The following is a 25938-nucleotide window of genomic DNA, read 5'->3' as shown; positions in this document are numbered from 1 at the left end:
TAGTAGGAGGGGACGAAGAATCATGTGCAGCGATAGACCGCGAAAATCGCAATCTGTCGCATAAGAAGCGAAAAAACCGACAAAGTGCAGCTGATACACTCAAACGCGTGGTGTCACGCATGTGGGTTGGTACAGTCGACTGCCTTATACTCCGGGCACTTAGTAAGTGGAGCCCGATATGCCGAATCTACGTCTTGCCACGCTGACCGCCGAGATCGAAGCCAACGTACGCCGTGCGTTGCTGGAGGACGTCGGCAGTGGCGACATCACTGCACAGCTGATTCCCGCCGAGCGTCTGGCCAAGGCCACCGTGATTTCCCGCGATGCTGCGGTGATCGCCGGCACGGCCTGGGTCGACAGCGTTTTTCGTCAGCTGGATCAGCGCGTCGCGGTGCATTGGCAAGTCGCCGACGGTGAGCGGGTCAAACCCAACCAACCTCTGTTCCATCTCGAAGGCCCTGCCCGCTCGTTGCTGACAGGCGAGCGCAGCGCGCTCAACTTCCTGCAGATGCTCTCAGGCGTCGCCACCCGCGCCCAGCATTACGCCGACATGGTCGCCGACACCCAAGTCAAACTGCTCGACACCCGCAAAACATTGCCGGGCCTGCGACAGGCACAGAAATACGCCGTGACCTGCGGCGGTTGCCACAACCACCGGATCGGCCTGTTCGATGCCTTCCTGATCAAGGAAAACCACATCGCAGCCTGCGGCGGCATCGCCGAAGCCATCACCGCTGCCCACAAGATTGCGCCGGGCAAACCGGTGGAAGTCGAAGTCGAAAACCTCGACGAACTCAAACAAGCCCTCGACGGCGGCGCCGACATCATCATGCTCGACGAACTGAGCCTGGACGACATGCGCGAAGCCGTCCGCCTCACGGCAGGCAAAGCGAAGCTTGAAGCCAGCGGCGGAGTGACCGATGCGACCTTGCGCACAATTGCTGAAACGGGCGTGGATTACATCTCGATAGGGACGCTGACCAAAGATGTGAAGGCCGTGGATTTGTCGATGCGGTTGAGCGCTTGACGGACGCCGTCCCGCTGATTCAACGAACACCGCAAAACCTGTAGGAGTGAGCTTGCTCGCGATTGCTATGTGTCTGACAACACTGAGGGTGAATGACACACCGCAATCGCGGGCAAGCGCGCTCCTACAGGATGTCGAACCCTCCGGAAACGGAAAAGCCCGGTCTTGAGGACCGGGCTTTTTGTGTTTCTGGTGCCGAAAATAGGAATCGAACCTACGACCTTCGCGTTACGAGTGCGCTGCTCTACCGACTGAGCTATTTCGGCTAGTTCGCGAAGCTTATAAAGCTAAGCCAACGATTTATCAACCACCAGTTGCAGCGCTGCCACATCCTTTAGGCTGGTAATCGGCGGCAACCTCGGTGGTGCATGTCCATGTTCCATCATCAGTTCGAGCCAGAGTAATCTTTTTGCTGTTCACGACCGGCGGTGCGTTCACCAAAGTGCAAACCAAGGCAGTTGCGCCAGTGCCTACTGTAACTGTGCAGGTTGAGGAGGTTGGGACGTTGATGTTGGTGGAAGATGGGGTCGCGCCCTGATTAATTTGGTCTTCGTAGCCGGTTTTCAAAGCAGTCAACTCAGCATACCCAGCAGTTACCTTGGCCTTAGCCTGATACTTGGAGTAAGCCGGGATAGCGATCGCCGCCAGAATACCGATGATCGCAACGACGATCATCAGTTCGATAAGTGTGAAACCTTTTTGTGCCTTCATGAGTACTTCTCCAAAATCATGACGCTGCGGTGATGGTGACTGCTGTGCTTGCATGCCTTGTGCCAAACTTCCCTCCCAGAAACAGGCCGGGTTCAGAACGCCCAGCTCAATGCGTTTGCTCTGATTTAGCCAAAAAGTGACAATTTTTGTCACACCTGTAGCATCTATTTGGAAGTGCGCCCCGACTACGCTATAAACCACTCACTGTCTGCGTTCGGTGGTTTTATGACTGATGTTGTCCTCACCGGTTTGGCCAAACAACTCGTTGTGGCCGAACTGCTCAATGAAAAAGTTGCACAGCAGGCCTATCAGCAGGCACGACGCGACAAGCTCTCTCTGGTGAGCTATCTGGTTCAGAACAAGCTGGTGAACAGTTTGACCCTGGCAGAGGTCGCCTCGGATCAGTTCGGACTTCCGTTCCTCGACCTCAGCACCCTCGATAAAGAAAGCCAACCCAAAGGGCTGGTCAGCGAAAAACTCGTCCGCCAGCACTCGGCACTCCCTTTATGGCGACGTGGCAACAAGCTGTTTGTGGGTGTTTCCGACCCAACAAACCATCAGGCAATCACAGACATTCAGTTCAGCACTGGGTTGAACACGGAAGCCATTCTGGTTGAGGACGACAAACTAAGCGTCGCCATCGACAAATTTTTTGACACTCATAGTGGTCTGGGAGAAATGGCAGACGTTGATCTCAGTCTCGAGATCGAGTCCACCACAGACAGCAAAGAGACCACCTTAGGCGAAGTGGATGCCGAGGATGCGCCTGTTGTTCGCTTCGTCAACAAGATGCTGTTGGACGCCATCCGCCTTGGCTCCTCGGACCTCCACTTTGAGCCCTATGAAAAAATCTTCCGCGTGCGTCTGCGGACAGATGGCATTTTGCACGAGGTCGCCAAACCTCCGACGCAACTGGCTGGACGAATCGCGGCTCGATTGAAGGTCATGGCTGGGCTGGACATCTCTGAACGACGCAAGCCTCAGGATGGCCGAATCAAACTACGGATTTCGAAGAACCGCGCCATCGATTTTCGCGTGAACACGCTCCCTACGTTGTGGGGCGAAAAAATCGTCATGCGTATCCTTGACCCGACCAGTGCCCAAATGGGTATTGATGCCTTGGGTTATGAGCCGGAGCAAAAGGAGCTCTATCTGCAAGCGCTCCGCCAGCCTCAAGGCATGATTCTTGTGACAGGGCCAACGGGTTCAGGCAAAACGGTTTCTCTTTATACGGGCCTGAATATTCTGAACACCGTCGACATCAACATTTCCACAGCGGAAGACCCTGTAGAGATCAACCTGGAGGGCATCAATCAAGTCAACGTCAACCCTCGCCAAGGCATGGACTTCTCCCAAGCTTTGAGAGCTTTTTTGCGCCAGGACCCAGACGTGATTATGGTGGGGGAAATCCGCGACCTCGAAACGGCTGAAATCGCGATCAAGGCTTCGCAAACCGGCCACATGGTGCTGTCGACGCTACACACGAATAGCGCAGCAGAAACGTTGACGCGCCTTCATCACATGGGCATTGCAGCCTTTAACATCGCGACTGCGATTAATCTGATTATCGCCCAACGCCTTGCGCGAAAACTTTGCCCGCACTGCAAGAAAGAGATCGATGTCCCCAAGGACACACTGCTGGCCGAAGGATTTCCAGAAGACCGAATTGGCAGCTTCAAACTCTACTCACCGGTAGGCTGCGATCAATGCAACGGAGGTTATAAAGGTCGCGTGGGCATCTATGAAGTGGTGAAAAATACCCCAGCCCTCGAGCGCATCATCATGGAAGAAGGCAACTCCATCGAAATTTCCACCCAAATGCGCAAGGACGGCTTCAATGACTTGCGCACCTCTGGCCTGCTGAAGGCAATGCAAGGCGTCACCAGCCTTGAGGAAATAAACCGGGTAACCAAGGACTGACATGGCAACCAAAGCAGTGAAGACCCCAAAGGTGGCCAAACCTGTCGTATATGTGTGGGAAGGGGTGGACAGAAAAGGCGCAAAAGTTACTGGCGAGCTTACAGGTCACAGCCCTGCGCTGATCAAGGCGCAGCTGCGAAAGCAAGGCGTTAATCCGCTAAAAGTTCGTAAGAAGTCGGTTTCGATCTTTAGCGCGGGCAAGAAAATCAAACCGCTGGACATCGCATTTTTCTCACGCCAGATGGCAACCATGATGAAGGCTGGGGTGCCACTGCTGCAGTCTTTCGACATCATCAGTGAGGGCTCTGCCAACCCTAACATGCGCAAGCTGGTGGACGACATCAAGCAGGAGGTTGCTGCAGGTCATAGCTTTGCGACCGCCTTGCGACAAAAGCCCCAATACTTCGACGATTTATTTTGCAATCTTGTGGACGCAGGTGAACAGGCCGGTGCCCTGGAGTCGCTTCTGGACCGTGTGGCAACGTATAAGGAAAAAACTGAATCGCTGAAGGCGAAAATCAAAAAAGCGATGACCTATCCCATTGCAGTAGTCATCGTCGCGTTTATCGTGACGGGCATTTTGCTCATCAAGGTCGTGCCGCAGTTTCAATCGTTGTTTGCGGGCTTTGGAGCCGAATTGCCTGCCTTCACGGTAATGGTTATCAACTTGTCCCAATACCTTCAGGACTATTGGTTTATCGTCCTCGTGGCACTGTTCGCTATGATCTTTGCATTCAAGCGCGCCCATAAAACGTCAGAAAAATTTAGAAACGGCCTTGACCGGACGCTGCTCAAGGTTCCTGTTATCGGCCCGCTGCTGTACAAATCCGCGGTCGCACGGTTTGCCCGGACGTTGGCAACGACGTTCGCGGCAGGCGTCCCTTTGGTTGATGCGCTCGACTCTGTGTCAGGCGCGACGGGCAATATCATCTTCAAGAATGCCGTCAATAAGGTAAAGCAGGACGTATCGACAGGCATGCAGTTGAATTTTTCCATGCGAAGCACTGGCGTCTTTCCCACCTTGGCTGTCCAAATGACTGCTATCGGAGAAGAATCCGGCGCTTTGGACTCCATGCTCGATAAAGTCGCAACCTATTACGAGGAAGAAGTCGACAATATGGTCGACAGCCTCACCAGCCTCATGGAACCCATGATCATGGCCGTCTTGGGCGTCATCGTCGGCGGCCTTGTCATCGCCATGTACCTCCCCATCTTCAAACTCGGCAGCGTCGTCTAACCATGTCCCTCCTCGACCTCCTGGCCAGCTCTCCGCTGGCCTTCATTCTATGCACCCTCGTTTTAGGCCTGCTCGTCGGCAGCTTCCTCAACGTCGTCGTTTACCGCCTGCCGAAAATGATGCTGCGCGACTGGAAAGCTCAGGCGCGGGAAGTGCTTGAATTGCCTGCCGAGCCGCAAGCGGAAACCTTCAACCTGATCCTCCCGCATTCGCGTTGCCCGCACTGTTCCCACAAGATCCGTGCGTGGGAGAATCTGCCGGTGGTGAGTTATGTGTTCCTTGGCGGTAAGTGTTCGCGTTGCAAGGCGCCGATCAGCAAGCGTTATCCGTTGGTGGAGCTGGCTTGTGGGTTGCTGTCGGCGTTTGTGGCGTGGCATTTCGGGTTTGGCTGGCCAGCGGGCGCGGTGTTGGTGTTGAGTTGGGGTTTGCTGTCGATGAGCCTGATCGACGCCGATCACCAGTTGTTGCCCGATGCGATCGTGTTGCCGCTGTTGTGGCTGGGGTTGATCGTCAATGCCTTCGGGCTGTTCACGTCGCTGACCGATGCATTGTGGGGCGCGGTGTTCGGGTATCTGGTGTTGTGGTGTGTGTTCTGGCTGTTCAAGTTGATCACCGGCAAAGAAGGCATGGGCTACGGCGATTTCAAGTTGCTGGCGATGCTCGGCGCTTGGGGTGGCTGGCAGATTTTGCCGCTGACGATTCTTTTGTCGTCGATTGTCGGGGCGGTGTTGGGCCTGATTTTGCTGCGTCTGCGTAACGTCGAAACCAGCACGCCGATCCCCTTCGGCCCTTATCTGGCCATCGCGGGGTGGATCGCACTGCTCTGGGGTGATCAAATAACGACTTCGTATATGCAGATCGCCGGTTTCAGATGATTGCTCCCGAAACACCACCCGCTCAACAACCCTGGATTCTGGGTCTCACTGGCGGCATCGGCAGCGGCAAGAGTGCCGCTGCACAGTGTTTTGTCGATCTGGGTATCCATTTGGTGGACGCCGATAACGCCGCCCGCTGGGTGGTCGAACCGGGGCGACCTGCCCTTTCGCAAATCGCCGAGCACTTTGGCGCGGGCGTGCTACAGGCCGACGGCACACTGGACCGTGCGGCGTTGCGCGAGCTGATCTTCAAGGATCCGCAGCAGCGGGTCTGGTTGGAAGGTTTGCTGCATCCGTTGATTCGCGAGGAGATCAAGCAGTACCTGGCTCGCGCGCAATCGCCTTATGCGATTCTGGTGTCGCCGCTGCTGCTGGAGACTTCGCAGCATCAGATGGTCCAACGCATCCTCGTGATCGATGTGCCCGAGGCGGTGCAGATCGAGCGCACGGTGCTGCGTGACAAAACCAACGAAGCGCAGGTTCGGGCGATTCTCAAGGCACAGGCCAGCCGTGAAGAACGTCTACGTCGCGCCGATGACGTGATCGTCAACGACCGCGACCCGACCTGGCTGAAAAGCGAAGTCGAGCGACTGCATCACTTTTATCTAACTTTGCGTGGAGGCCAATGATGAGCCAACCAATGACCGTCGATTGTCCAACCTGCGGAGCCCCGGTGGAATGGACGCCGGAGAGTAAATTCCGGCCGTTCTGTTCGGACCGCTGCAAGCTGATCGACCTGGGCGCCTGGGCGTCGGAAGAACATGCGATTCCGGTCGCGCCGGATGCGGAGGATGAGTTGTTTTCGGGTGATTTCGATCCAAGGCAGCATTGATCGAATCCCGAACTGACTGACGACCCGCTCACTGATGACTCGGGCCCTGTAGGAGACGTCCGAGGTTACGAGGGCAGCGAATGCGGTGGGTCAGCCGCCAGAGATGTATGAGATATACCGCATTCGCGAGCAAGCTCGCTCCCACAGGTAATGCGAGTTGTCAGTATCTGACCCACCGCATCCACCCGATCGCGGCCTGCATCAAGCCGGCTCGCGTCCAAAGCACCTCACGTATCCCCATCATCCGTCCATGGATCTGACAGATAACGCGTGCGGTTGAACGTTTCCAGCCACTCGGGACAAAACACCACCAGGGCGGTGACGATCATCCCGTTGATGAAGGCTTCAGGGAAGATGATCAGCCACACATAGCCGATGAAATCCCCCAGCCATTCCGGCATCGCAAACAGCCCGTCGAACCACAGTAATCCCATCGCGACCAGCAGGCACGACAGCGCCACCAGCGCCGCGGCGAAGAACCCCGAGCAGAAGATGTAGGTAAACGGATTTTTCGGCTGGGCACGCTCGACAATCAGCGAGCAGCCTTCCGTGATCAGCACCGGCATCACGACCAACAGCAGGCCATTGACCCCAAGCGATGCCAGGTCCTGTCGCCCCATCGCCAGTAGCCCGAGCTGCGCAATCAACCCGCCGACCATCGCCAACGGCCAGTCCAGCAGTAATGTCACGGCGGTCATGCCCAGCAGGTGGTACGAGACGCCGGTGTCGAAGTCCCGACGCATCAACCACAGCAGAAACAACGCGAACACGGTGCCGAACAGCAGATGCTGGCGTCGTGTGTCGCTGAACAGTTCAACCCAGGGACACCGCCAAACCGCCCACAGCAGCAGGGGCACATAGAAGAGCCAGGCGAGGATCATGGTTTGCGAGGTGAGCACTTGGGTTCCGATCATGATGAGTTGTTCTTCTGTGTTCGGATAAGAAGCAGTCTACTCCTGCTAAAACAGCCTGCGTGTCCAAACCAAAAACACCCGATGGAGCGTATTTATTCGCCCGATCGGGTGTTTCAGTGATCAATTTTTTGCAGATCAGTCGAGCTTACGCTGCGGTGCACCGTGAACCATGGTGTAGGCGTAGTCGACACCCATGCCGTAAGCGCCGCTGTGCTCCAGGACCAGTTGCATGACCGCTTCGTACGTTTCCTTGTGTGCCCAGTCGCGCTGGAATTCGAGCAGAACTTGTTGCCAGGTCACGGGTACGGCGCCAGCCTGAATCATGCGCTGCACCGACATGTCGTGTGCTTCCTTGGTCGTGCCGCCCGAGGCGTCGGTGACGATGTACACCTCGTAGCCTTCAGCCAGTGCGTCCAGCGTCGGGAAGTTCAGGCAGACCTCGGTCCACAGTGCTGCGATGATCAACTTCTTGCGACCGGTCGCCTTGACCGCTTCTACCAGCTTCTTGTCTTCCCAGGAGTTCATCGAAGTACGCTCGATGGGCTGTTGCTCCGGGTGTACCGCCAGCAGCTCAGGCCAGATGTAACCGCTGAAGCTCTTGGTTTCCACCGAGGTGAAGATCGTCGGTACGTTGAAGATCTTCGCGGCTTTGGCCAGGCCGACGGCGTTGTTCTTCAGTGTTTGACGATCGATCGACTGCACGCCGAAGGCCATTTGCGGCTGGTGGTCGATCAGGATCAGAGCAGCGTTGGTTGGGTTCAGCAGTTCGCGGATAGACATGGCATGTTCCTTTGGATGTCGATAATGGTCAGTAGAGGTAGCCGCTCTAGCTCGTGGGTTCTGCCCGTTGAGCTGTTTGCTTGCTGGCTTGGGAGTAAATGTACGGACTGGTCGACTTCGGAACAATCCCATAGAATTGAGACTCATTGTTTCCATATTAGGGACGTTAATGGACCGTATCGAATGCATGCGTGCTTTTGTCGCCACCGTCGGCGCCAATGGCTTTGCCGCAGCCGCCCGCGCGCTGGACGTACCACGCTCGAAAGTCAGTAAACAGATTCAGGCATTGGAAGAAGCCATCGGCGTACAACTTCTCCAGCGCACGACCCGCAGCCTGCACCTGACAGAAGCAGGCGCCGAGTACTACGACGCGTGTCGTGATGTCATTGCTTCCCTGGACGAAGCCGAGCAGCGGGCACGCACAGGGATGGGCGAGATACGTGGGGTTTTGCGTGTCAACGCGCCGATGTCGTTTGGATTGAGCCGTCTGGGCCCGCTGATCCCGCTGTTCAACGAGCGTCACCCCAACGTCGAGCTGCAAGTGGTGTTGAGTGACCAGCAGGTGGACCCGGTGAAGGGCGGTTTTGACGTGACGATCCGGATCGCCAGCCTGCCCGACTCATCGATGGTCGCGCGCGCGCTGGCACCAGCGCCACGGGTCATGGTCGCCTCCCCGGCTTATCTCGCCAAAGAGGGCATACCGCAGTCGCCCAAGGACCTGAGCAACCACAAGTTCCTGAGTTACGGCTACTTGCAGAGCGGCATCAGCTTGCAACTGTGCAACGGAAAGGAGACCCAGCGCGTGACCGTGAGCGGGCCGTTGCACGCGAACAATGGCGATATCCTGGCGCAAGCGGCGGTCTCGGGGATGGGCATCGCGTTGCTGCCGAACTTCATCGTCGAAAGGGCCGTGGCCGACGGGCGATTGAAACCGGTGCTGTGCGAGTGGGAAGCGCCGGCGATTTCGGTGAATGCGGTGTATCCATCGGCACGCCGGGTGCCGATGAAAACGCGGGCGTTCATTGATTTTCTGGTGGCGGAGCTGGCGCTGGGCACAGCCGGCTTCTGACGCAGCTCAGGGCTGTGCGAGGGCGCCATGCAGCGCTTCTGCGTTGTCGAACTGTGCCTGGCTGACGACCTTGCCGTTGTGCAGCCGCAGCACGAGCACCTTTTCTGCATCACCGGGATAACGCGGCACCACGCGTGAGTCGCGATCCAGCATCACCCGATAGGAATAGGCGCGCATCGCAGGCACGGCAAACATCTTCGCAATGATGGCCGGCATCTTCTGGATGTCGGCGACGAATACTGCATGACGCGACTCAAGGAACGTCTTTGGCGTGTTCTGCAATGCACCGTTGACGATTTTCGCCGCGTCCATGCTGCGCGCCACCAACAGAATCTGCGCGTCGTCACCGAACGTGTAGGGCTGATCGTACTGGTCGAGCAAGGTCCAGGGAGCGAGTGTGTCGCCGACTTCCAGTGCATGGGCGGCAAAAGGAAGGAAAGCCATGAACAGCAGGGTCCAGAGTTTCAAGGGAGCGCTCCCGCGACGATGAGGGGAAAAACATGTCGCGGATTCTAGCCGATTATCCGGCTGCGCAAACCCTCGAAAACCTCTGCGCAACCGGCACGTTCAACACCCTCGCAACAGCCCCTCAAGCGACCGCGCCCACCGGTTCCTGGCCCTCAAGCACAGCCGCCAGGCTCGCCAGCACCATTTCCCCCATGCGCGTGCGCGTCTGGACGGTCGCGCTGGCACGGTGAGGCTGCAGCACCACGGTTTCAAGACCAAACAACACGTCTGGCACGTTCGGCTCGTCCACGAACACATCCAGCCCGGCACCGGCAATTGATCCGGATTCCAGCGCTGCGATCAGGTCCGGTTCGTTCACAAGACTGCCCCGCGCGACATTGATCAGGTAACCCTCCGCGCCCAAGGCTTGCAGCACTTTGGCGTTGATGATGCCCTTGGCGTTGTCGGCGGCCGCCGCCACGATCAACGCATCACTTTGACGCGCCAGTTCCACCAGGTCACTGACAAAGGTGTAAGGCACATCACTCATGGCGTGGAGGTCGGTGTAGCTGATCGGGCAGCCAAACGCCGCCGCACGCGTGGCAACCGCACGCCCTACTCGCCCGAGGCCGACGATGCCGACGCGCATGCCGCTGAACTGACGCGCCAGCGGCAGCGGTACCAAGGGCGTTGCGGTCCTGGCCCATTCGCCGGAACGCACGTAACGATCGCCCGTTCCGAGTCCACGGCAAGCCGAGATGAGCAAGCCGATCGCAAGGTCGGCCACGTCTTCAGTCAGTGCGCCAATGGTGGCGGTGACACGAATGCCGCGATCACGGGCATAGCTCAGGTCCACCGCGTCAGTGCCCACGCCATTGACCGCGATCACTTCCACGTTCGGCAGTTGCTCCAGCACCTCGCGCTTGATGCCGGTATGGCCGCCCGTGACCACGCCACGGATATTGGCGCCATGTTCGCGCAGATAAGCCGCCTTGTCGGTCTGTTGGAAGTAAGGGCGCACGGTGTACAACGCGTTTAGCTTCGCGTTGACGTCCGGAATCAGAATCGGGCTCAGTTGGAGGATTTCAGGTTTCATCGAAGTCTCGCTCATATCGAATTCAGACGGGATCAACCACGGCCCACGAAGGGCATGTTGGTGGCCATGACGGTCATGTTCAGCACGTTGGCGGACAGCGGCAGCGCGGAGATGTAACGCACCGCGTCGGCAATGTGTTTGACGTCGATCATCGGCTCGACCGCAATCGAACCATTGGCCTGACGCACGCCTTTGGTCATGCGCACCGACAACTCGGTCAGCGCGTTGCCGATGTCGATCTGGCTGCACGCGATGTTGAATTCGCGACCGTCCAGCGCCAGGCTTTTGGTCAGGCCCAGCACGGCGTGCTTACTGGCGGTGTAAGGGCCGGTGAACGGGCGTGGAACGTGTGCGGAGATCGAACCGTTGTTGATGATCCGGCCACCCTGCGGCGACTGTTTGCGCATCAGGCCAAAGGCGCCACGGCTGCACAGGAAAACGCCGGTGACGTTGGTGTCGATCACGCTCAGCCACTTCTCGACCGGCAGCTCATCCATCGGCACGGCAGGGGCGTTGACGCCTGCGTTGTTGAACACCACGTCGAGTCGGCCGTAGACCTCATCGATGGTCGCGAACAGCTTGTCGACGCTGGCCGGATCGCGCACGTCGGTCGACACTGCCAGCGCTTCGCCGCCTTGTTCCCGCGCCAACGCAACCAGTTCTTCCAGTGGCTCGATACGACGGCCAGTCACCACGACCTTGTAACCGTCTTCCAGCAGACCGAGCGCTACGGCGCGGCCGATACCGCTGCCTGCGCCCGTCACCAAGGCAATTTTCGAAGGGGATTGTTGAGTCATTGTTATTCTCCTGATGCTCTTCTGAATGCTGCTTGTCTGAGTGCGGTGTGTTCAAAGCGGTCAGTCAGCGGGACGGCTGCCGATCCGCACTTCAAATTCGCCGACACCACTGATACCGCCATTGATCACGTCACCCGCCTCAAGCGACGCGACGCCCGGCGGTGTCCCGGTCATGATCAGATCACCCGCGCGCAGACTAACCGAATGGGAAAGCTGACTGACAATTTCGCTGACCGACCAGATCTGGCTTTCGAGGTCCGAGCGCTGGCGCTCGACACCGTTGACGCTGAGCCAGATCGCGCCCTGCCTTGGATGGCCGTCGCGACTCGCAGGCAAGATCGGGGTGATGGGGGCAGAACCGTCGAATGCCTTGGCCGGCTCCCATGGGTTACCGACGGCCTTGGCGGCCATTTGCAGATCACGGCGCGTCAGGTCCAGGCCTGCGGCATACCCCCAGACATGGTCGAGCGCCTGCTCTTCGCTGATCTCGAAACCGTCTTTGCCAATGGCCACGACCAGTTCGATTTCGTGGCAGAACTGTTGGGTCTGGGTTGGAAACGCCAGCTCGCCTGTGGCGTCGATCACCGACGTGGCGGGCTTCATGAAATACGCGGGCACTTCACGCACGGCATTCAGCGCATCACCCCAGTGGTAGTTTCGCCCCAGGCAAAACACACGAGCGACGGGGAAACGTGCATCACTGCCGCTGACCGGCAAACTGGCCACACGCGTGGGTTCGAATACAAAGTTGCTCATGGCATTTCCTCATGGCCCGAGGCCTGTCATCCAGAGACTACGGGATCAAAACACTCGAAAGTTGGACAAAACCGTGTTTGCGCTGGACTAAAAAACTCAATCGTTCAGGCATAAAAAAGGCGCACTCACGTACGCCTTTGCCCAGTACGGCAGAAAGTCACACACACATGCTTGAGGCTTACTTCGCCTTGAGTTCGATCCGATAAATGCGGCCCAGCAACAGCGAGTAAGACAGCGTTCCGATGCAAGCCATACCGCCGATGAACCAGAAGGCCCAGGCGAAATTGCCTGTGAGGTGGAGAATTTGGCCGATGACGATAGGCGTCACGATGCCGCCGATGTTCGCGGCCAGACTGGTGATCCCACCCGTCAGACCAATCAGTTCTTTCGGCGCGACTTCAGACACCGCCGCCCAGGAAGAAGACGCAATGCCTTGTGCGAAGAATGCGATGGTCAGCAGCGCGATGCAGAGCTCGTTGGAGTCGGTGAAATTGACCAGCATGATCGACATGCCCAGCGCCGAACCCACCACCAACGGCAGCTTGCGAGCGAAGGACAACGACACCCCGCGACGGATCATCCAGTCGGCGATGAACCCTGCCAGCAATACACCGACAGTGGCGCCAATGAACGGCAGCACGGCGAAGATACCGACCTTGACCATGGTCAGGTGCCGCTCTTCGATGAGGTAAGTCGGGAACCAGGTCAGGAAGAAATACAGGGCCGACGTGCTCGCGAACTTACCGATGCAGATTGCCCAGACTTGGCGATATTTGAGCAGCTCGGCAATCTGCGCCCACTTGAATTTGTTCTTGTCCTGACTGCTTTTGACCAGACCGCCGCCCGCCTCGATGTACTCGAGCTCTTGCTTGCTGACCTTCTTGCAGTTCAGCGGATCGCGGTAGAGATAGAGCCAGGCGATACCAAACAGGATGCCGACGATGCCGGTGCTGTAGAACACGTGCCGCCAGTCATAGGTGGTCGCCAGCCACAGGAGCAAGCCGGTGAACAATGCCGTGCCCAGGTACTGACCACAAACATAGATACTGCTGGCCATGCCACGCTCGCGCGCCGGGAACCAGACGGTGACCGCGCGGCTGTTGGCCGGGAACGCAGGCGCTTCCATGGCGCCGATGGCCAGACGCAGACCGAACAACGAGGCAAAGCCACCTGCCATGCCTTGGCATACCGTGACCGCAGACCATGAGATCAATGACGCGCCATAGGTCAGTCGCGAGCCAAAACGGTCGGCGATGAAACCGGCCGGCACCAGTGCGAAGGCATAGGTCCAGGCGAACGCGGAGAAGATCAGTCCCATCTGGACTTTATCCAGGCCCAGGTCCTTGGCCATGAAGGGCGCCGCGATGGAGATATTGACCCGGTCCACGTAGTTGATGATCGTGGCGATCAGCAACAGCGAAAGCATGAACCAGCGACGATGGGATGACAGGCGGGCCGGAGCAGCTGCCGCGGGAGCGGCCACGGCGGCGTCGATCGCCTGAATATCAGGATTGCTCGACATGAGAATTCCTCGTTGTTTTTATTGGAATCGAGTGATGAAGCGCACCTCTAAGTTATCGTACGACCGGTTTTAAACAAGGCGCTGCTTAGAACGTTTTTGGATTTCAGGACGGTGGCCTAATTATTTGTCCAAGAATTTTCCAGGCACCCGAGACAGGCAAAAGAGGGTCGATACGGCGTGTAAGACTCGATCTAGAGCGGCTGTTTTTTTTGACGCGTCACTGGATTTTTTGGACAAAAAAAATCGCACAGCCCAGCAGAAAGGTTTTGAATGAAGTCATAGGACAACTGACAATAAAAGCAGAACAGCGAGGAAATTCACGATGGACTCTGCCAACCGCGTCCCCACGTACGGCATGCAGCAACGCAGCGAGCGGCCTGATTTTTATATCCGTGGCAAGACCGAAGGCAAACCGGAAACCGCGCCCCATCGCCACGAGTATTTCCAGATCCAGATCAATCTGGGCGGCGACACCGTGCAACACATTGGCGGCGTCGTTCGCCCCTTCCCGCGCAACACGCTGGCGTTCATCCTGCCGCACAAATTGCACCTGATTCCGCACCCGCCGGAAGGCAATTTCCTGCTGATCAACTTCGCCCAGACCTTTCTGCTCCCACAGCTGCAATGCGATCCGCTGGACCTGGAAGACGTCGCGATCGCCCTTGCGCCCGAGCTGTCGCCGTTCCGTTTTCAGGAGCATCTGGACTTCACTCTCGACACCGAGAACTTCGCTGAAATCCAGCGCCTGCTCGACCGCATGCGCACGCTGGACCAGAACCGTCAGTTCGGTACCCGGGAAATTCTGAAAGGCTGCTTGCTGCAACTGATCGGTACGGTGTGCGCGCTTTATGCCGAGCCCATCAAACTGCTGGCCGACGACAATGCGGCTGAACGCAGCCGCCGCGATGCATTGGCGCGCATGTCGGAATACGTGCGCAAGAACCTCAGCGACCCGGATTTGAGTTTGAAAAAAGCCGCATCGGCGGCATTTCTTTCACCCAATTACCTCACTCACTGGCTGCGCAAAGAGGTCGGAAAGACCTTCAGTGAATTGGTGCTGGAGCGACGCATGCACCTGGCGCGAACGCTGCTGCTCAATGGCTCCAAACCGGTGGGCGAAGTCGCAAGGCTGTGCGGGTTCGCCGATGAGGCTTACTTCTCCCGCCGCTTCCGCCACGCCCATGGCATGCCGCCGGGGCAGTTTCGCAAGCAGCGGGACGTGTAGGCGAAGCAATACGGCGCCTTGGCCACGTCCGAATGGCCCATGAGAGATCTGTGGGAGCGAATTCATTCGCGAGAGGCCAATACCATCGATAGCAAATGGTCGTCTGTACGGCTGCATCGCGAATGAATTCGCTCCCACAGGTCAAGTGCCCTGAGCCTTCCCCGTACCCCACACCTATCAAAGAACCCTGTTTTATTTCTCCATTCGAGAGCTAAGCTTGCCCTCATGGATGACTCCGACTACTTACGTCTGCTGACGATCCAGGCCGAGCAAGCCAATGCATTCCTGTCCAACGCGCGCAAATGGGAGCGCGAACGGTGGGTGTGCCAGCGTTTGCTGCAAGGCCTGAACATCCCTCATCGCACCGACGATTTTCTGCCCGCCGGGCAAGAACCGCCGGACGTACTGTTTCGCGATGCGTGTTTTGAGGTGTTCTTCGTACTCGATGAAGGCCGACGCCTCAACGATGAATGGCGTGAAGAGCTGCAGCGCAGACGCAGTGCGTTTTCCTTGAGTCAGCTGGTTCGGCGCGAAGCCAAACCCAAGCGCATCCCGGCCTCCGAGCTGCTGCGTCGCCTGGCGCCCACGCTGCGCAAGAAAGCCCACAACTACAAGGAACGCGGACTGGATCTGAGTGAGCTGGACATCATCGCTTTCGCCAGCCTCAAACGCGAAGTGCTGGACCTCAACAGCCACTTTCCACCGCCAACCGAATACTTGCGTCAAGGCTGGCGTTCGCTGTCTCTGGTAGGCCCTACGTTCGCTCGCGTGCTGTTCGCACACCCCGATGCGCCGGATTTTCTGCGCACGAACCTGGGGCGCAGCGTGGTGTTCGATGTGGGGATCAGCCTGTGATGGCGCAATTCAGGGCCGAATGTTACAAAGCGACATCGCACGCAGACATCGGCTGTATCGAATCACCGGCGTCTGTCGTCAACGACGTTAACGCATCAACCTCCGTCGTCGCCTGACGCCGGTCAATGTTCATGACGAGGCTTATATGACCAGCCGCCTGAACCCCGAGGACCAAAAGCGTGTCGAAGAGTACCTTCGCGCACCGCAGCATCAAGTCGAGCGCCGGCCTTTCAGGCCCTGGTTGCTCCTTGTGGTGGTCCTGGTCGTGGTGATCGGACTGGGTCTGTTGAGCCGTTTATTGAGCTATCTGACGCTATGAGCTGCCTGGCGCTCGCTCGGATAGAGCCAAAAGAGAATTCCTTAAGCCTTATGAGATATCCCCATGACTCATCGTATCGTGATCGTCGGCGGAGGCGCTGGTGGTCTGGAGCTGGCTACCCGCCTGGGTAAAACCCTGGGCAAGAAAGGCACGGCCAGCGTCACGCTGGTGGACGCCAATCTAACGCACATCTGGAAACCGTTGCTGCACGAAGTGGCCGCCGGTTCGCTCAACTCCTACGAGGACGAGCTGAACTACGTGGCCCAGGCCAAGTGGAATCATTTCCAGTTTCAGCTGGGTCGCATGACCGGCCTGGATCGCGAGAACAAGCAGATTCATCTTGGTGCCACGCAGGATGAAAACGGCGACGAACTGGTCCCGGCACGCAGCCTGGATTACGACACGCTGGTGATTTCCGTCGGCAGCACCACCAATGATTTCGGCACCAAAGGCGCGGCCGAACACTGCCTGTTTCTCGATACGCGCAAGCAGGCCGAACGCTTCCACCAGCAGTTGCTCAATCGCTACCTGCGCGCCCACGCCAGTGAGCTGGCAGCGACGGAAGAAATCAACGTGGCCATCGTCGGCGCAGGCGCGACAGGCGTCGAACTGGCCGCTGAACTGCACAATGCCGCGCATGAGCTGGCCGCGTATGGTTTGGGCCAGATCAAACCCGAGAACCTGCGCATCACGGTGATCGAAGCCGGTCCGCGTGTACTGCCTGCCCTGCCTGAGCGCATCGGCGGTCCGGTTCACAAGACCCTGGAAAAACTGGGCGTCACCGTGCTGACCAACGCGGCGGTGAGTGAAGTGACGGCTGAAGGTCTGGTGACGGCGACAGGCCAGATGATCCCGGCGACCCTGAAAGTCTGGGCGGCGGGTATTCGCGCACCGGCGTTTCTGGAAGGCATCGCCGGACTGGAAACCAACCGCATCAATCAGCTTCAGGTACGTCCGACGCTGCAGACCACCCGTGACGACAACATCTTCGCGTTCGGCGATTGCGCGGCCTGCCCTCAAAAAGGCACCGACCGCAATGTTCCACCGAGAGCGCAGGCGGCGCACCAGCAGGCGTCGTTGCTGGTGAAGTCCCTGAAGCTGCGTATCGAAGGCGGTGATCTGCCGGAATACAGCTACAAGGACTACGGCTCGCTGATTTCGCTGTCGAAGTTCTCGGCGGTGGGTAATCTGATGGGCAACCTGACCGGCAGCGTCATGCTCGAAGGCTGGCTGGCGCGGATGTTCTATGTGTCGCTGTATCGCATGCATCAGATGGCGTTGTACGGCACCTTCCGCACGCTGATGCTGATGCTTGGCAGTCGGATCGGACGAGGGACGGAGCCGAGGATGAAGCTGCACTAAGGTTCACGGCCTGCCGCACCTCAATTGATTGTTCCCACGCTCCGCGTGGGAACACATCCCCTGACGCTCTGCGTCAATCAGAGCGGGACGCGGAGCGTCCAGGGAGGCGTTACCACGCGGAGCGTGGGAACGATCATCATCGCGAGCAAGCTGCGCTCCTACGGCCTGCGGCCAGAATCAAAAACAGAGACAACACGGGCCGACAGCCTAAGGCATCACCCGCCCTTTCCCCATGTGCTTGGCCTTGTACATCCAGCGGTCGGCTTCGCGCATCAGTTCATCCGCAGCCTTGCCGGAGCCGGGTTCGTACATGGAAAAGCCTACGCTGGCGTTGGTCCGGATCACGTCGCCCTTGATGATGATCGGCTCGGCAATCGCCGCCAGCAGCTTTTTCGCCACTTCTCGCGCCTCGTCCACGCCCGGCACAATACCTTCCAGCACCACAATGAACTCGTCGCCCGCCAGCCGAACGAGACTGTCGGTTCGCCTGACACAACTCTGCAGGCGTGCAGAAATCGTGCGCAGCAGGTCGTCGCCTGCGTCATGTCCATAGGTGTCGTTAATGCCCTTGAAGCCGTCCAGATCGATGAACATCAGCGCCATTTGCAACGTTGAGCGGTCAGCGCGTGCCTGGGCGATGGGCAGGAGGGCGTCCAGGGCACGGCGGTTATAGAGTCCGGTCAGCGCATCATGACGCGCTTCCTGCTCCAGCTCCTTGCGTGCCTGAATGTTCTGAATGATCGAAATGAAGTACTCCAGATCCCCGTCTTCGGTCAATTTCTTGGTAACGCTGAGGTTGACCCAGACCGGACTGCCGTCCTTGCGCAGGTAGCGCTTTTCCATCTGATAACGATCAATCTCGTTATGGGTCAATTGGCGCAACAGCTCCATGTCCGCGTTCAGGTCGTCAGGATGGGTGATGTCCTGAAAGGTCAGGACTTTCAGTTCGTCAGGGGTGTAACCAAGGATGTCGCAAAGGGCAGCGTTGACGCTGAGCCAACCGCCATCCGGTCCCACCAGTGCGATGCCCACCGAGGCCAACTCGAACATCGACCGATACCCCGCTTCGCTCGCTCTGAACAAGGCATCGGAACGGTTCCTCTGCATCCGCGCCAGCATCAGGTTCTCGCGCAGCTGGACCTCTCGGCTGACTACGTCGGCCAGGTCGCTCAGGATATCCATCTCGTCCTGAGTCAGTTCACGGGGGCGTTCGTCGATGGCGCACAACGTCCCGACAGCGAAACCCTTGCTGGTGCGGATCGGCACGCCGGCATAGAAGCGGAAATGAGGCTCACCGGTGACGAGCGGGTTGTCGCTAAAGCGCTCATCTTGCTCAGCGTCCGGTACGACCAGGGGCGTGGTTTGCAAAATGGCATGGGCGCAGAAGGCCATGTCTCTGGGCGTTTCGCTTGCCTCAAGGCCCGCGCGGGACTTGAACCACTGCCGATTTTCATCGACCAGCGACACCAATGCGATGGGCACGTCGAGCACGCGCGCAACCAGCCGGGTGATCCGGTCAAGCGAGGCTTCGGCCGGGGTGTCGAGGATATCGAGCTCGTGCAGCGCCTGAAGGCGCTCTTTTTCATAGGGCGGAATGGGCGCTTTCATAATACCGGCCGATCCTGAAAAGACTGTCTGGAGTCTATACCGGGTGTCGCCGATGCGCACCCGCGCAGGGCATTGACGGTCAATCGGGTACGAACACTTGCTCTGCCGCCCTGCGCCGTAGTAATTCGATGAACTGCACAAGTTCCCGGCTGGCGGCTTCGCCCTTTCGCGTGAGCAATCCAAACGGCGCCATCCGTTCCTCGATCGTGACCGGCAGGGCCTTGACCAACCCCATTTTCAGATAATCACGTAGCGCGGACGCTGAAAGCACCATGATCGCATCGGTCAGTTGCACCAATTGCTGCATGGAATATACCGAGCTGCACTCGATGATATCTGCGGGTGCTGGCAAGGCCAGTCGCTCCAGCGCCTGATCGAACGCGATACGCGCAGGGCTGCTGTCGGGTTGCAGAATCCACGGCCAGTCACTGACCAGCTCGGCCCAGTCCAGCTTGCGCCGCCTGGCCAATGGATGGCCCTGATGCACGACGACCATGAGTTGCTCGTTGCCCAGTGGCTCGAATGCGTAATGCTCGCGGTCGGTGGCTGCGTTACGCCGCGCGATGGCCAGATCGATGCGTCCTTGCTCCAGCAACTGAATCACCTGATCGCTGGTGTCGCCCATGATGCGAATACGCAGCTGCGGGTTGAGCGTCTTGATCTCGGCCACCGCGTTCATGACCAGGTCCGGCGCGGCACCCATGATCGTGCCGATGGCCAGATACCCGTACCCACCGTGCAACCGCGCCTGCATGTCGGCCGCACAGCGGTCCAGCCCGCTCAACGCCGACTCGGCAAATCGCAACAACTCCTTGCCCAGCGCCGTCGGACGCATGCCACGCGGCAGTCGCTCAAACAACTCGCAGCCAAACATGTCTTCGATCTCATGCAGCATTCGGGTCGCGGCCGGCTGCGACATGTGCATGTTCAGCGAAGCGCGGTGAAGGTTGAGGCTGGAACCCAGCACCACCAGCATTTGCAGGTGCTTGTAGCGCAGACGACTGAACAGATGCTGCGGCGCGCTGTTGTCGGCCATGGATGAGCGTCCTGTTATCGATACCGTGAGGGTATCGATCCTAAGCTAAAAACGATTGGTCGCGCATCGTTTCGCAGCAGTAGAGTCACGCTCGTACGCAGTCAAATAATTCCAAAAAGGAAACTGTCGTGAACACACTCCCCGCTTCCTTGCTGGCCAAGGTTTCCTGGCGCCTGCTGCCCTTCCTCCTGTTGATGTACATCATGGCGTTTCTCGACCGCGCCAACGTCGGCTTCGCCAAACAGGCGTTCCAGGCGGACACCGGCATCAGCGACACCGCGTTTGCCTTTGGCGCCGGGGTGTTCTTTGCCGGATACGCGCTGCTCGAAGTGCCAAGCAATCTGATGCTGCACAAGATCGGCGCCAAACTCTGGATGTGCCGAATCATGGTCACGTGGGGCCTGGTCTCTGCAGCGATGGTCTTCGCCCACAATGAAACCACTTTCTACGTGCTGCGCTTCCTGCTGGGCGTGGCCGAAGCTGGCTTCTTCCCCGGCGTCATTCTCTATCTCACCTACTGGTTCCCTCAGGCAGCACGCGGAAGGGCCATGGGCTTCTTTTACTTTGGTGCACCGCTGGCGTTCATCTTCGGCAGCCCGCTCTCGGGTTTGTTGCTGGAACTGGACGGCGTGCTCGGCAGCCATGGCTGGCAGTGGCTGTTCGCGGTCGAAGGCCTGATGGCGACGGCCGTGGGCATCTGGGCCTATTTCTATCTGGACAACCGCCCCGCAGACGCCAAGTGGTTGAGCGCTGAAGAACGCCAACAGCTGCAAACCGTGCTCGACGCTGAAGACAGTCAGAAACAGGGCCACGGCAGTGTGCTCAAGGCCATGTGCCAACCGGCTGTTCTCTACCTGTGCGCGATCTACCTGCTGATTCAGGCCAGTGTCTACGGGGTTGTGTTTTATCTGCCCTCGCAGGTCGCCGGGTTGATGGGGAGCAAGGTCGGTTTCATGGTCGGACTGGTGAGCGCGATTCCGTGGATCTGCGCGCTGATTGCCGCCTGGCGTGTCCCGGCAGTCGCCGACCGCACCGGCCAGCGTCGTCTGGTCGCTGCGCTGACGCTGGTGGTCTCCGGACTTGGCATTGCCGCATCGGTCACGTTCGCCAATCCGCTGCTGGCGATTCTCGCCCTGTGTTTCGCGGCGTCCGGTTTTATCGCCGTGCAACCGGTGTTCTGGACATTCCCCGGCAGTTTCCTGGCCGGCAGCGCAGCGGCAGGCGCCATTGCGCTGATCAACTCATTCGGTGCGCTGGGCGGTTTCGTCGCACCGATCCTCAAGAACTGGGCCGAGGGCGCGTTTCAGACACCGGTGGCGGGCCTCTATCTGCTGTCGGTGACCACGCTGATCGCCGCTGCTTTGATCATGGGTATCCGGCCGCCCAAATCGAACACAGCGCACAAGCTGCCAACTTATCAACATTGATCGCCATTCACTGGAATCACAGGAGTCCTCCATGAGCACGCCAACCATCAAGCACGTCCGCGCTTTTGTTCTGCGGGGCGGCGGTGCCGACTATCACGATCAGGGCGATGGCCACTGGATCGACGACCATATCGCGACGCCGATGAGCAAATACCCGGAGTACCGCCAGAGCCGTCGCAGCTTCGGCATTAACGTGCTCGGCACGCTGGTGGTGGAAATCGAAGACTCGGCGGGCAACGTCGGCTTTGCCGTGACGACAGGTGGCGAGCCTGCGGCTTACATCGTCGAGAAGCACCTGGCGCGTTTTCTCGAAGGGGCAAAGGTCACCGACATCGAAAAAATCTGGGACCAGATGTATTTGTCTTCCCAGTACTACGGTCGCAAAGGGCTGGTGATCAACACGATCTCGGGCATCGACCTGGCACTGTGGGACCTGCTCGGTAAAGTCCGTCAGGAGCCGGTGCATCAACTGCTCGGCGGCGCCGTTCGTGACGAGTTGCAGTTTTACGCCACAGGCGCGCGTCCCGATCTGGCACAGAAAATGGGCTTCATCGGTGGCAAACTCCCGCTCCATCACAGCCCGTCCGAAGGCGAGGAAGGCCTGCGCAAGAACCTCGAAGAACTCGCGGTGATGCGCGAGCGCGTTGGCAAGGACTTCTGGCTGATGCTCGACTGCTGGATGAGCCTGGATCTGAACTACGCCACCAGACTCGCCCACGGGGCTCAGGAATTTGGCTTGAAGTGGATCGAAGAAGCCTTGTCCCCCGACGATTACTGGGGCTACGCCGACCTGCGCAAAAACGTTCCCAAAGGGATGCTGGTCACTACGGGCGAGCATGAAGCCACGCGTTGGGGGTTCCGTATGCTGCTGGAAATGGGCTGCTGCGACATCATCCAGCCGGACGTTGGCTGGTGCGGTGGCATCACTGAACTGATCAAGATCTCCGCGCTGGCCGACGCCCACAACACGCTCGTCGTGCCCCACGGATCGTCCGTCTACAGTTACCACTTCGTCGCCACACGCACCAACAGCCCGTTCGCAGAGTTTCTGATGATGGCGCCAAAAGCCGACGAGGTCGTGCCGATGTTCCATCCACAATTACTGGGCGAACCTGTGCCTGAAAACGGTCGGATGCGATTGTCTAGACTCGACAAGCCGGGCTTTGGCGTGACGCTCAATCCCGAGTGCCCATTGCACCGTCCTTATACGCACTGACATGCACCTGACATGCACTTGAAAGGAGTCCCCGAATGAAAATGCCTCACAACGCGTTCAAGGCCGCCTTGGCCAAACGCGAGCCGCAATATGGCATCTGGGCCGGTTTTACCACCGGGTATGCCTCGGAAATCGTCGCGGGCCTGGGTTACGACTGGATGTTGATCGATGGCGAACACGCCCCCAACACCGTGCCGAGCATTCTTTCGCAGCTGCAGGCCGTGATGCCCTACAGCACTGCGCCGGTTGTCCGTGCGGTGACCGGCGATACGGTGTTGATCAAGCAGTTGCTGGACATCGGCGTGCAGACCCTGATGGTGCCGATGGTGGAAACCGCCGAGCAGGCCCGCGCACTGGTGCAGGCCATGCGTTATCCACCCCATGGTGTTCGCGGCGTGGGTGGCGGCCTGACCCGCGCCACGCGCTGGGACGCCGTACCCGATTACCTGAACACCGCCCATGAAGAGCTTTGCCTGATCGTGCAGGTGGAGTCGCGCCTGGGCGTGGAGAACGTCGAAGCGATTGCCGCCGTTGAAGGGGTCGATGCGGTGTTTATCGGCCCTGCGGACCTCTCCACCGGGCTTGGGCATATCGGCAATCCGTCGCACCCCGAGGTGCAGAAACAGATTCGGCACGCCGTGGACGCCACGCTGGCAGCCGGAAAAGTCTGCGGCATTCTCGCCCCGGCGGAAGAAGACGCGCGGCGCTACATGAGTTGGGGTTGCCAGTTTTTGGCGGTGGGCATCGATATCAGCCTCCTGCGCCAGGCCGCCAAAGAGAATCTGGCGCGTTACCGCGAGCCTCACAACGTCACAGCGCCTTCGCGCACGTATTGATCACTCGTCTCCCAACGGTGCTGCGATCAAACCTGTGGGAGCGAATTCATTCGCGATTGGCCAGCAGGTCCAACACATCTTTTGTCGGCTGGAAAATTTTTCGCGAATGAATTCGCTCCCACAGTTTTTGACGACAGCGACCACATTCGCGGTGGATGAATCACTCAGGCACTCCCTGTCATAAAAACGTGCTGATTACTGTGATCCCATTAAGACATCACACCCCGATGTCGCTCGATTACAGGAAGTCATCCATGTTTCAGCTTTCCCGAATGATGCTGGCCGCAGGCCTGGGCATCGCACTCAACCTGTCGCTGCTGAACGGCGCCAGCGCCGCACAAGAAGTGACCGGCGCCGGTTCCACCTTCATCTACCCGGTGCTGTTCAAGTGGGCGACCGATTACGACCACAAGACCGGTGTGAAAGTGAACTACCAAAGCATCGGATCGGGTGCAGGTGTGGCGCAAATCAAGGAAGGTGCGGTGGACTTTGGTGCGACCGACATGCCAATGAGCTCGAGCGATCTTCAGGCGTCGGGCTTGCAGCAGTTCCCGTCGGTGATCGGCGGCGTGGTGCCGGTGATCAACATTGCGTCGATCAAACCCGGCAGCCTCAAATTCAGCGGCCCGGTGCTGGCCGATATCTACCTGGGCAAGATCACCCAATGGAACGACCCGGCGCTGGTGGCGCTTAACCCGGACGTAAAACTGCCTGCGCAGAAAATCAACGTGGTGTATCGCTCTGACGATTCGGGCACCACATTCAACTGGGTGAGTTACCTGTCGAAGGTCAGTGCTGAGTGGAAAGGCAAAGTGGGTGCCGGCACGTCGGTGAAATGGCCGGTGGGCATTGGCAGCAAAGGCAGTGAAGGTGTGGCGTCGTACGTGAAGAAGATGCCGAATTCGATCGGCTACGTCGAATACGCGTACATCAAGCAGCAGGGCTTGAACTTCGGCTTGCTGCAGAACACCGCCGGAAACTTTGTGGTGCCAAGCACGGAGTCGTTCCAAGCGGCGGCCGCGACCGCAGACTGGAAAAATGCCAAGGACTTCGACCTCTCGATGCTTAACGCGCCGGGTGAAAACGCTTACCCGATCACAGCCGCCACGTTCATCGTACTTTACAAGCAGCCGAAGAACGCCGAGCGCCAGAAGGCGGTGCAAGACTTCTTCCGCTGGACACTTGAAAGCGGTCAGGAACAAGCCCGCTCACTGGACTTCGCCCCGATCCCGGCCGATCTGAAAACCCAGATCGAAGCGTACTGGGGCGATGCGCCCAAGACGCAGTAGACGCCAGCCTGAGTTCCCAAAATTCGCATCATTAGGTGCCGCTGTGGCGGCGCCTGAACCGCATCGGCGGGATGGGAAGAAAGCTGAAACGCAGGAACCCGGAAACGAGAAAAGGCGTCCCGAAGGACGCCTTTTCTTTAGGCTTCAACGCGGTTGGCGCTGTTGCCAGATTTTCTGCCCGGGTACTGCTGGGGCGAAAATGGTCGGGGTAAGGGGATTCGAACTCCTGACATCCTGCTCCCAAAGCAGGCGCGCTACCGGACTGCGCTATACCCCGGTGTTACACAAAATACACCTCTGGAGGCGTATTTCAAGCGGGTGACGCAACTGGCGTCACTCCCTAAGATTTAACCCGATACAGCCAGGTCAAAAATGGTGGGTCGTGTGGGATTCGAACCTACGACCAATTGGTTAAAAGCCAACTGCTCTACCAACTGAGCTAACGACCCAAAAATGGTCGGGGTAAGGGGATTCGAACTCCTGACATCCTGCTCCCAAAGCAGGCGCGCTACCGGACTGCGCTATACCCCGACGGTACTACTTCTTGAAATTGGCTCCGTGACCAGGACTCGAACCTGGGACCCAATGATTAACAGTCATTTGCTCTACCGACTGAGCTATCACGGAATTTCAATTTCCAGATGCAGCGTTTGACGCACTTCAACACAACAAATTCAGTACTTCTTTGCGAAACGAATCTCGCACTTACAACCCTGAATCTACTGCATTTTCAGTCTCTTCGACCTGTCTGCATCGCTGCGTTCACGTCTCTGAGGCGCGCT

The 25938-nt window shown here is 58.5% G+C and carries 25 protein-coding genes and 5 tRNA genes; 15 read left to right on the top strand and 15 right to left on the bottom strand.

Annotated features, from left to right (window positions below; all coding sequences use genetic code 11):
• The first annotated feature begins 178 nt into the window (after positions 1-178).
• Entirely contained in the window at positions 179-1027 is an 849-nt protein-coding gene (gene nadC, locus ABDX87_RS17585) for a carboxylating nicotinate-nucleotide diphosphorylase (protein WP_346829024.1), read from the top strand.
• Positions 1028-1217: 190 nt separating this feature from the next.
• Here nadC and ABDX87_RS17580 read toward each other — a convergent pair.
• Both ABDX87_RS17580 and ABDX87_RS17575 read right to left on the bottom strand, forming a co-directional pair.
• Positions 1218-1293: transfer RNA gene (locus tag ABDX87_RS17580), tRNA-Thr, on the bottom strand.
• Between the two features lie 37 nt (positions 1294-1330).
• Positions 1331-1891: a pilin gene (locus ABDX87_RS17575; protein ID WP_346829023.1), complete on the bottom strand. Its 561-nt coding sequence runs from the start codon at positions 1889-1891 to the stop codon at positions 1331-1333.
• A 72-nt stretch (positions 1892-1963) separates the two neighbouring features.
• On the opposite strand from ABDX87_RS17575, the gene pilB reads away from it, so the two are divergent.
• Genes pilB through yacG form a run of 5 tightly spaced genes read left to right on the top strand, consistent with a single transcriptional unit; the run spans position 1964 to position 6602 of the window.
• A complete protein-coding gene (gene pilB / locus ABDX87_RS17570; RefSeq protein ID WP_346829022.1) occupies positions 1964-3658 on the top strand; it encodes a type IV-A pilus assembly ATPase PilB in 1695 nt (564 codons plus the stop codon).
• Position 3659: 1 nt separating this feature from the next.
• Positions 3660-4895: a type II secretion system F family protein gene (locus tag ABDX87_RS17565; protein WP_346829021.1), complete on the top strand. Its 1236-nt coding sequence runs from the start codon at positions 3660-3662 to the stop codon at positions 4893-4895.
• A gap of 2 nt (positions 4896-4897) precedes the next feature.
• Complete coding sequence (locus ABDX87_RS17560) at positions 4898-5770, top strand: prepilin peptidase (RefSeq protein WP_346829020.1); 873 nt, start codon at positions 4898-4900, stop codon at positions 5768-5770.
• Positions 5767-6399 (top strand): dephospho-CoA kinase, encoded by a 633-nt coding sequence (coaE, locus tag ABDX87_RS17555; RefSeq protein ID WP_346829019.1) that lies wholly within the window; start codon positions 5767-5769, stop codon positions 6397-6399. The genes ABDX87_RS17560 and coaE overlap by 4 nt, the downstream gene beginning before the upstream one ends.
• A complete protein-coding gene (gene yacG, locus ABDX87_RS17550) occupies positions 6399-6602 on the top strand; it encodes a DNA gyrase inhibitor YacG (protein WP_062378727.1) in 204 nt (67 codons plus the stop codon). Before coaE ends, yacG begins: the two co-directional genes overlap by 1 nt.
• Positions 6603-6829: 227 nt before the next feature.
• On the opposite strand, the gene ABDX87_RS17545 is transcribed toward yacG, so the two are convergent.
• The gene (locus ABDX87_RS17545; RefSeq protein WP_346829018.1) at positions 6830-7516 is read right to left on the bottom strand and encodes an energy-coupling factor ABC transporter permease; all 687 of its coding nucleotides are present in this window, start codon (positions 7514-7516) and stop codon (positions 6830-6832) included.
• A gap of 135 nt (positions 7517-7651) precedes the next feature.
• The gene (locus tag ABDX87_RS17540) at positions 7652-8296 is read right to left on the bottom strand and encodes a hydrolase (RefSeq protein ID WP_346829017.1); all 645 of its coding nucleotides are present in this window, start codon (positions 8294-8296) and stop codon (positions 7652-7654) included.
• Between the two features lie 169 nt (positions 8297-8465).
• On the opposite strand from ABDX87_RS17540, the gene ABDX87_RS17535 reads away from it, so the two are divergent.
• A complete protein-coding gene (locus tag ABDX87_RS17535; protein WP_346829016.1) occupies positions 8466-9365 on the top strand; it encodes a LysR family transcriptional regulator in 900 nt (299 codons plus the stop codon).
• Between the two features lie 6 nt (positions 9366-9371).
• Here ABDX87_RS17535 and ABDX87_RS17530 read toward each other — a convergent pair whose 3' ends face one another.
• From ABDX87_RS17530 to ABDX87_RS17510, 5 genes are all read right to left on the bottom strand, one after another.
• Positions 9372-9833 carry a hypothetical protein gene (locus ABDX87_RS17530; RefSeq protein ID WP_346829015.1) on the bottom strand — a complete coding sequence of 154 codons (462 nt, stop codon included), beginning with the start codon at positions 9831-9833 and terminating at the stop codon, positions 9372-9374.
• 121 nt (positions 9834-9954) lie between these two features.
• Entirely contained in the window at positions 9955-10908 is a 954-nt protein-coding gene (locus ABDX87_RS17525; protein WP_346829014.1) for a 2-hydroxyacid dehydrogenase, read from the bottom strand.
• 32 nt (positions 10909-10940) lie between these two features.
• Positions 10941-11705: an SDR family oxidoreductase gene (locus ABDX87_RS17520; protein ID WP_346829013.1), complete on the bottom strand. Its 765-nt coding sequence runs from the start codon at positions 11703-11705 to the stop codon at positions 10941-10943.
• A 60-nt stretch (positions 11706-11765) separates the two neighbouring features.
• The gene (locus ABDX87_RS17515) at positions 11766-12461 is read right to left on the bottom strand and encodes a fumarylacetoacetate hydrolase family protein (protein ID WP_346829012.1); all 696 of its coding nucleotides are present in this window, start codon (positions 12459-12461) and stop codon (positions 11766-11768) included.
• 178 nt (positions 12462-12639) lie between these two features.
• The gene (locus tag ABDX87_RS17510) at positions 12640-13983 is read right to left on the bottom strand and encodes an MFS transporter (RefSeq protein WP_346829011.1); all 1344 of its coding nucleotides are present in this window, start codon (positions 13981-13983) and stop codon (positions 12640-12642) included.
• A gap of 322 nt (positions 13984-14305) precedes the next feature.
• Here ABDX87_RS17510 and ABDX87_RS17505 point away from each other — a divergent pair, with 322 nt between their 5' ends.
• The 4 genes from ABDX87_RS17505 (at position 14306) to ABDX87_RS17490 (ending at position 17744) form a co-directional block, all read left to right on the top strand.
• Positions 14306-15208, top strand: a complete 903-nt coding sequence (locus tag ABDX87_RS17505) for a helix-turn-helix transcriptional regulator (protein ID WP_346829010.1) — start codon at positions 14306-14308, stop codon at positions 15206-15208.
• Between the two features lie 225 nt (positions 15209-15433).
• Complete coding sequence (locus ABDX87_RS17500; RefSeq protein WP_081566644.1) at positions 15434-16063, top strand: DUF1780 domain-containing protein; 630 nt, start codon at positions 15434-15436, stop codon at positions 16061-16063.
• A 145-nt stretch (positions 16064-16208) separates the two neighbouring features.
• Positions 16209-16382: a DUF3094 family protein gene (locus tag ABDX87_RS17495; protein WP_062378735.1), complete on the top strand. Its 174-nt coding sequence runs from the start codon at positions 16209-16211 to the stop codon at positions 16380-16382.
• Between the two features lie 63 nt (positions 16383-16445).
• Positions 16446-17744 carry an NAD(P)/FAD-dependent oxidoreductase gene (locus ABDX87_RS17490; protein ID WP_346829009.1) on the top strand — a complete coding sequence of 433 codons (1299 nt, stop codon included), beginning with the start codon at positions 16446-16448 and terminating at the stop codon, positions 17742-17744.
• 207 nt (positions 17745-17951) lie between these two features.
• Here ABDX87_RS17490 and ABDX87_RS17485 read toward each other — a convergent pair whose 3' ends face one another.
• Both ABDX87_RS17485 and ABDX87_RS17480 read right to left on the bottom strand, forming a co-directional pair.
• Positions 17952-19352, bottom strand: a complete 1401-nt coding sequence (locus ABDX87_RS17485; protein ID WP_346829008.1) for a diguanylate cyclase domain-containing protein — start codon at positions 19350-19352, stop codon at positions 17952-17954.
• Positions 19353-19431: 79 nt separating this feature from the next.
• Positions 19432-20388 carry a LysR family transcriptional regulator gene (locus ABDX87_RS17480; RefSeq protein WP_346829007.1) on the bottom strand — a complete coding sequence of 319 codons (957 nt, stop codon included), beginning with the start codon at positions 20386-20388 and terminating at the stop codon, positions 19432-19434.
• Positions 20389-20516: 128 nt separating this feature from the next.
• Here ABDX87_RS17480 and ABDX87_RS17475 point away from each other — a divergent pair, with 128 nt between their 5' ends.
• From ABDX87_RS17475 to pstS, 4 genes are all read left to right on the top strand, one after another.
• Positions 20517-21815, top strand: a complete 1299-nt coding sequence (locus ABDX87_RS17475; protein ID WP_346829006.1) for an MFS transporter — start codon at positions 20517-20519, stop codon at positions 21813-21815.
• Between the two features lie 31 nt (positions 21816-21846).
• Positions 21847-23031 (top strand): L-rhamnonate dehydratase, encoded by a 1185-nt coding sequence (rhmD, locus tag ABDX87_RS17470; protein ID WP_346829005.1) that lies wholly within the window; start codon positions 21847-21849, stop codon positions 23029-23031.
• 35 nt (positions 23032-23066) lie between these two features.
• Positions 23067-23867 (top strand): HpcH/HpaI aldolase/citrate lyase family protein, encoded by an 801-nt coding sequence (locus ABDX87_RS17465; RefSeq protein ID WP_346829004.1) that lies wholly within the window; start codon positions 23067-23069, stop codon positions 23865-23867.
• A gap of 254 nt (positions 23868-24121) precedes the next feature.
• Positions 24122-25156 carry a phosphate ABC transporter substrate-binding protein PstS gene (gene pstS / locus ABDX87_RS17460; RefSeq protein ID WP_431061159.1) on the top strand — a complete coding sequence of 345 codons (1035 nt, stop codon included), beginning with the start codon at positions 24122-24124 and terminating at the stop codon, positions 25154-25156.
• Between the two features lie 200 nt (positions 25157-25356).
• Here pstS and ABDX87_RS17455 read toward each other — a convergent pair.
• From ABDX87_RS17455 to ABDX87_RS17440, 4 genes are all read right to left on the bottom strand, one after another.
• Positions 25357-25433, bottom strand: a tRNA-Pro gene (locus ABDX87_RS17455).
• A 96-nt stretch (positions 25434-25529) separates the two neighbouring features.
• Positions 25530-25605, bottom strand: a tRNA-Lys gene (locus ABDX87_RS17450).
• A gap of 5 nt (positions 25606-25610) precedes the next feature.
• A tRNA-Pro gene (locus ABDX87_RS17445) sits at positions 25611-25687 on the bottom strand.
• A gap of 20 nt (positions 25688-25707) precedes the next feature.
• Positions 25708-25783: transfer RNA gene (locus ABDX87_RS17440), tRNA-Asn, on the bottom strand.
• Between the last annotated feature and the right edge of the window lie 155 nt (positions 25784-25938).

The organism is Pseudomonas abietaniphila, from assembly GCF_039697315.1.
Taxonomy (GTDB): Bacteria; Pseudomonadota; Gammaproteobacteria; order Pseudomonadales; family Pseudomonadaceae; genus Aquipseudomonas; species Aquipseudomonas abietaniphila_B.
The sequence above is the reverse complement of the archived record's forward strand: the minus strand, read 5'-3'. Positions and strand labels throughout refer to the sequence as shown.

What these genes read in the sequence shown, in the direction of transcription:
- nadC (WP_346829024.1), top strand. Translation starts at nt 179, where the DNA reads ATGCCGAATCTACGTCTTGCCACGCTGACCGCCGAGATCGAAGCCAAC.
- pilB (WP_346829022.1), top strand. Translation starts at nt 1,964, where the DNA reads ATGACTGATGTTGTCCTCACCGGTTTGGCCAAACAACTCGTTGTGGCC.
- ABDX87_RS17565 (WP_346829021.1), top strand. Translation starts at nt 3,660, where the DNA reads ATGGCAACCAAAGCAGTGAAGACCCCAAAGGTGGCCAAACCTGTCGTA.
- ABDX87_RS17560 (WP_346829020.1), top strand. Translation starts at nt 4,898, where the DNA reads ATGTCCCTCCTCGACCTCCTGGCCAGCTCTCCGCTGGCCTTCATTCTA.
- coaE (WP_346829019.1), top strand. Translation starts at nt 5,767, where the DNA reads ATGATTGCTCCCGAAACACCACCCGCTCAACAACCCTGGATTCTGGGT.
- yacG (WP_062378727.1), top strand. Translation starts at nt 6,399, where the DNA reads ATGAGCCAACCAATGACCGTCGATTGTCCAACCTGCGGAGCCCCGGTG.
- ABDX87_RS17545 (WP_346829018.1), bottom strand. Translation starts at nt 7,516, where the DNA reads ATGATCGGAACCCAAGTGCTCACCTCGCAAACCATGATCCTCGCCTGG.
- ABDX87_RS17540 (WP_346829017.1), bottom strand. Translation starts at nt 8,296, where the DNA reads ATGTCTATCCGCGAACTGCTGAACCCAACCAACGCTGCTCTGATCCTG.
- ABDX87_RS17535 (WP_346829016.1), top strand. Translation starts at nt 8,466, where the DNA reads ATGGACCGTATCGAATGCATGCGTGCTTTTGTCGCCACCGTCGGCGCC.
- ABDX87_RS17525 (WP_346829014.1), bottom strand. Translation starts at nt 10,908, where the DNA reads ATGAAACCTGAAATCCTCCAACTGAGCCCGATTCTGATTCCGGACGTC.
- ABDX87_RS17520 (WP_346829013.1), bottom strand. Translation starts at nt 11,705, where the DNA reads ATGACTCAACAATCCCCTTCGAAAATTGCCTTGGTGACGGGCGCAGGC.
- ABDX87_RS17515 (WP_346829012.1), bottom strand. Translation starts at nt 12,461, where the DNA reads ATGAGCAACTTTGTATTCGAACCCACGCGTGTGGCCAGTTTGCCGGTC.
- ABDX87_RS17510 (WP_346829011.1), bottom strand. Translation starts at nt 13,983, where the DNA reads ATGTCGAGCAATCCTGATATTCAGGCGATCGACGCCGCCGTGGCCGCT.
- ABDX87_RS17505 (WP_346829010.1), top strand. Translation starts at nt 14,306, where the DNA reads ATGGACTCTGCCAACCGCGTCCCCACGTACGGCATGCAGCAACGCAGC.
- ABDX87_RS17500 (WP_081566644.1), top strand. Translation starts at nt 15,434, where the DNA reads ATGGATGACTCCGACTACTTACGTCTGCTGACGATCCAGGCCGAGCAA.
- ABDX87_RS17495 (WP_062378735.1), top strand. Translation starts at nt 16,209, where the DNA reads ATGACCAGCCGCCTGAACCCCGAGGACCAAAAGCGTGTCGAAGAGTAC.
- ABDX87_RS17490 (WP_346829009.1), top strand. Translation starts at nt 16,446, where the DNA reads ATGACTCATCGTATCGTGATCGTCGGCGGAGGCGCTGGTGGTCTGGAG.
- ABDX87_RS17485 (WP_346829008.1), bottom strand. Translation starts at nt 19,352, where the DNA reads ATGAAAGCGCCCATTCCGCCCTATGAAAAAGAGCGCCTTCAGGCGCTG.
- ABDX87_RS17480 (WP_346829007.1), bottom strand. Translation starts at nt 20,388, where the DNA reads ATGGCCGACAACAGCGCGCCGCAGCATCTGTTCAGTCGTCTGCGCTAC.
- rhmD (WP_346829005.1), top strand. Translation starts at nt 21,847, where the DNA reads ATGAGCACGCCAACCATCAAGCACGTCCGCGCTTTTGTTCTGCGGGGC.
- ABDX87_RS17465 (WP_346829004.1), top strand. Translation starts at nt 23,067, where the DNA reads ATGAAAATGCCTCACAACGCGTTCAAGGCCGCCTTGGCCAAACGCGAG.
- pstS (WP_431061159.1), top strand. Translation starts at nt 24,122, where the DNA reads ATGTTTCAGCTTTCCCGAATGATGCTGGCCGCAGGCCTGGGCATCGCA.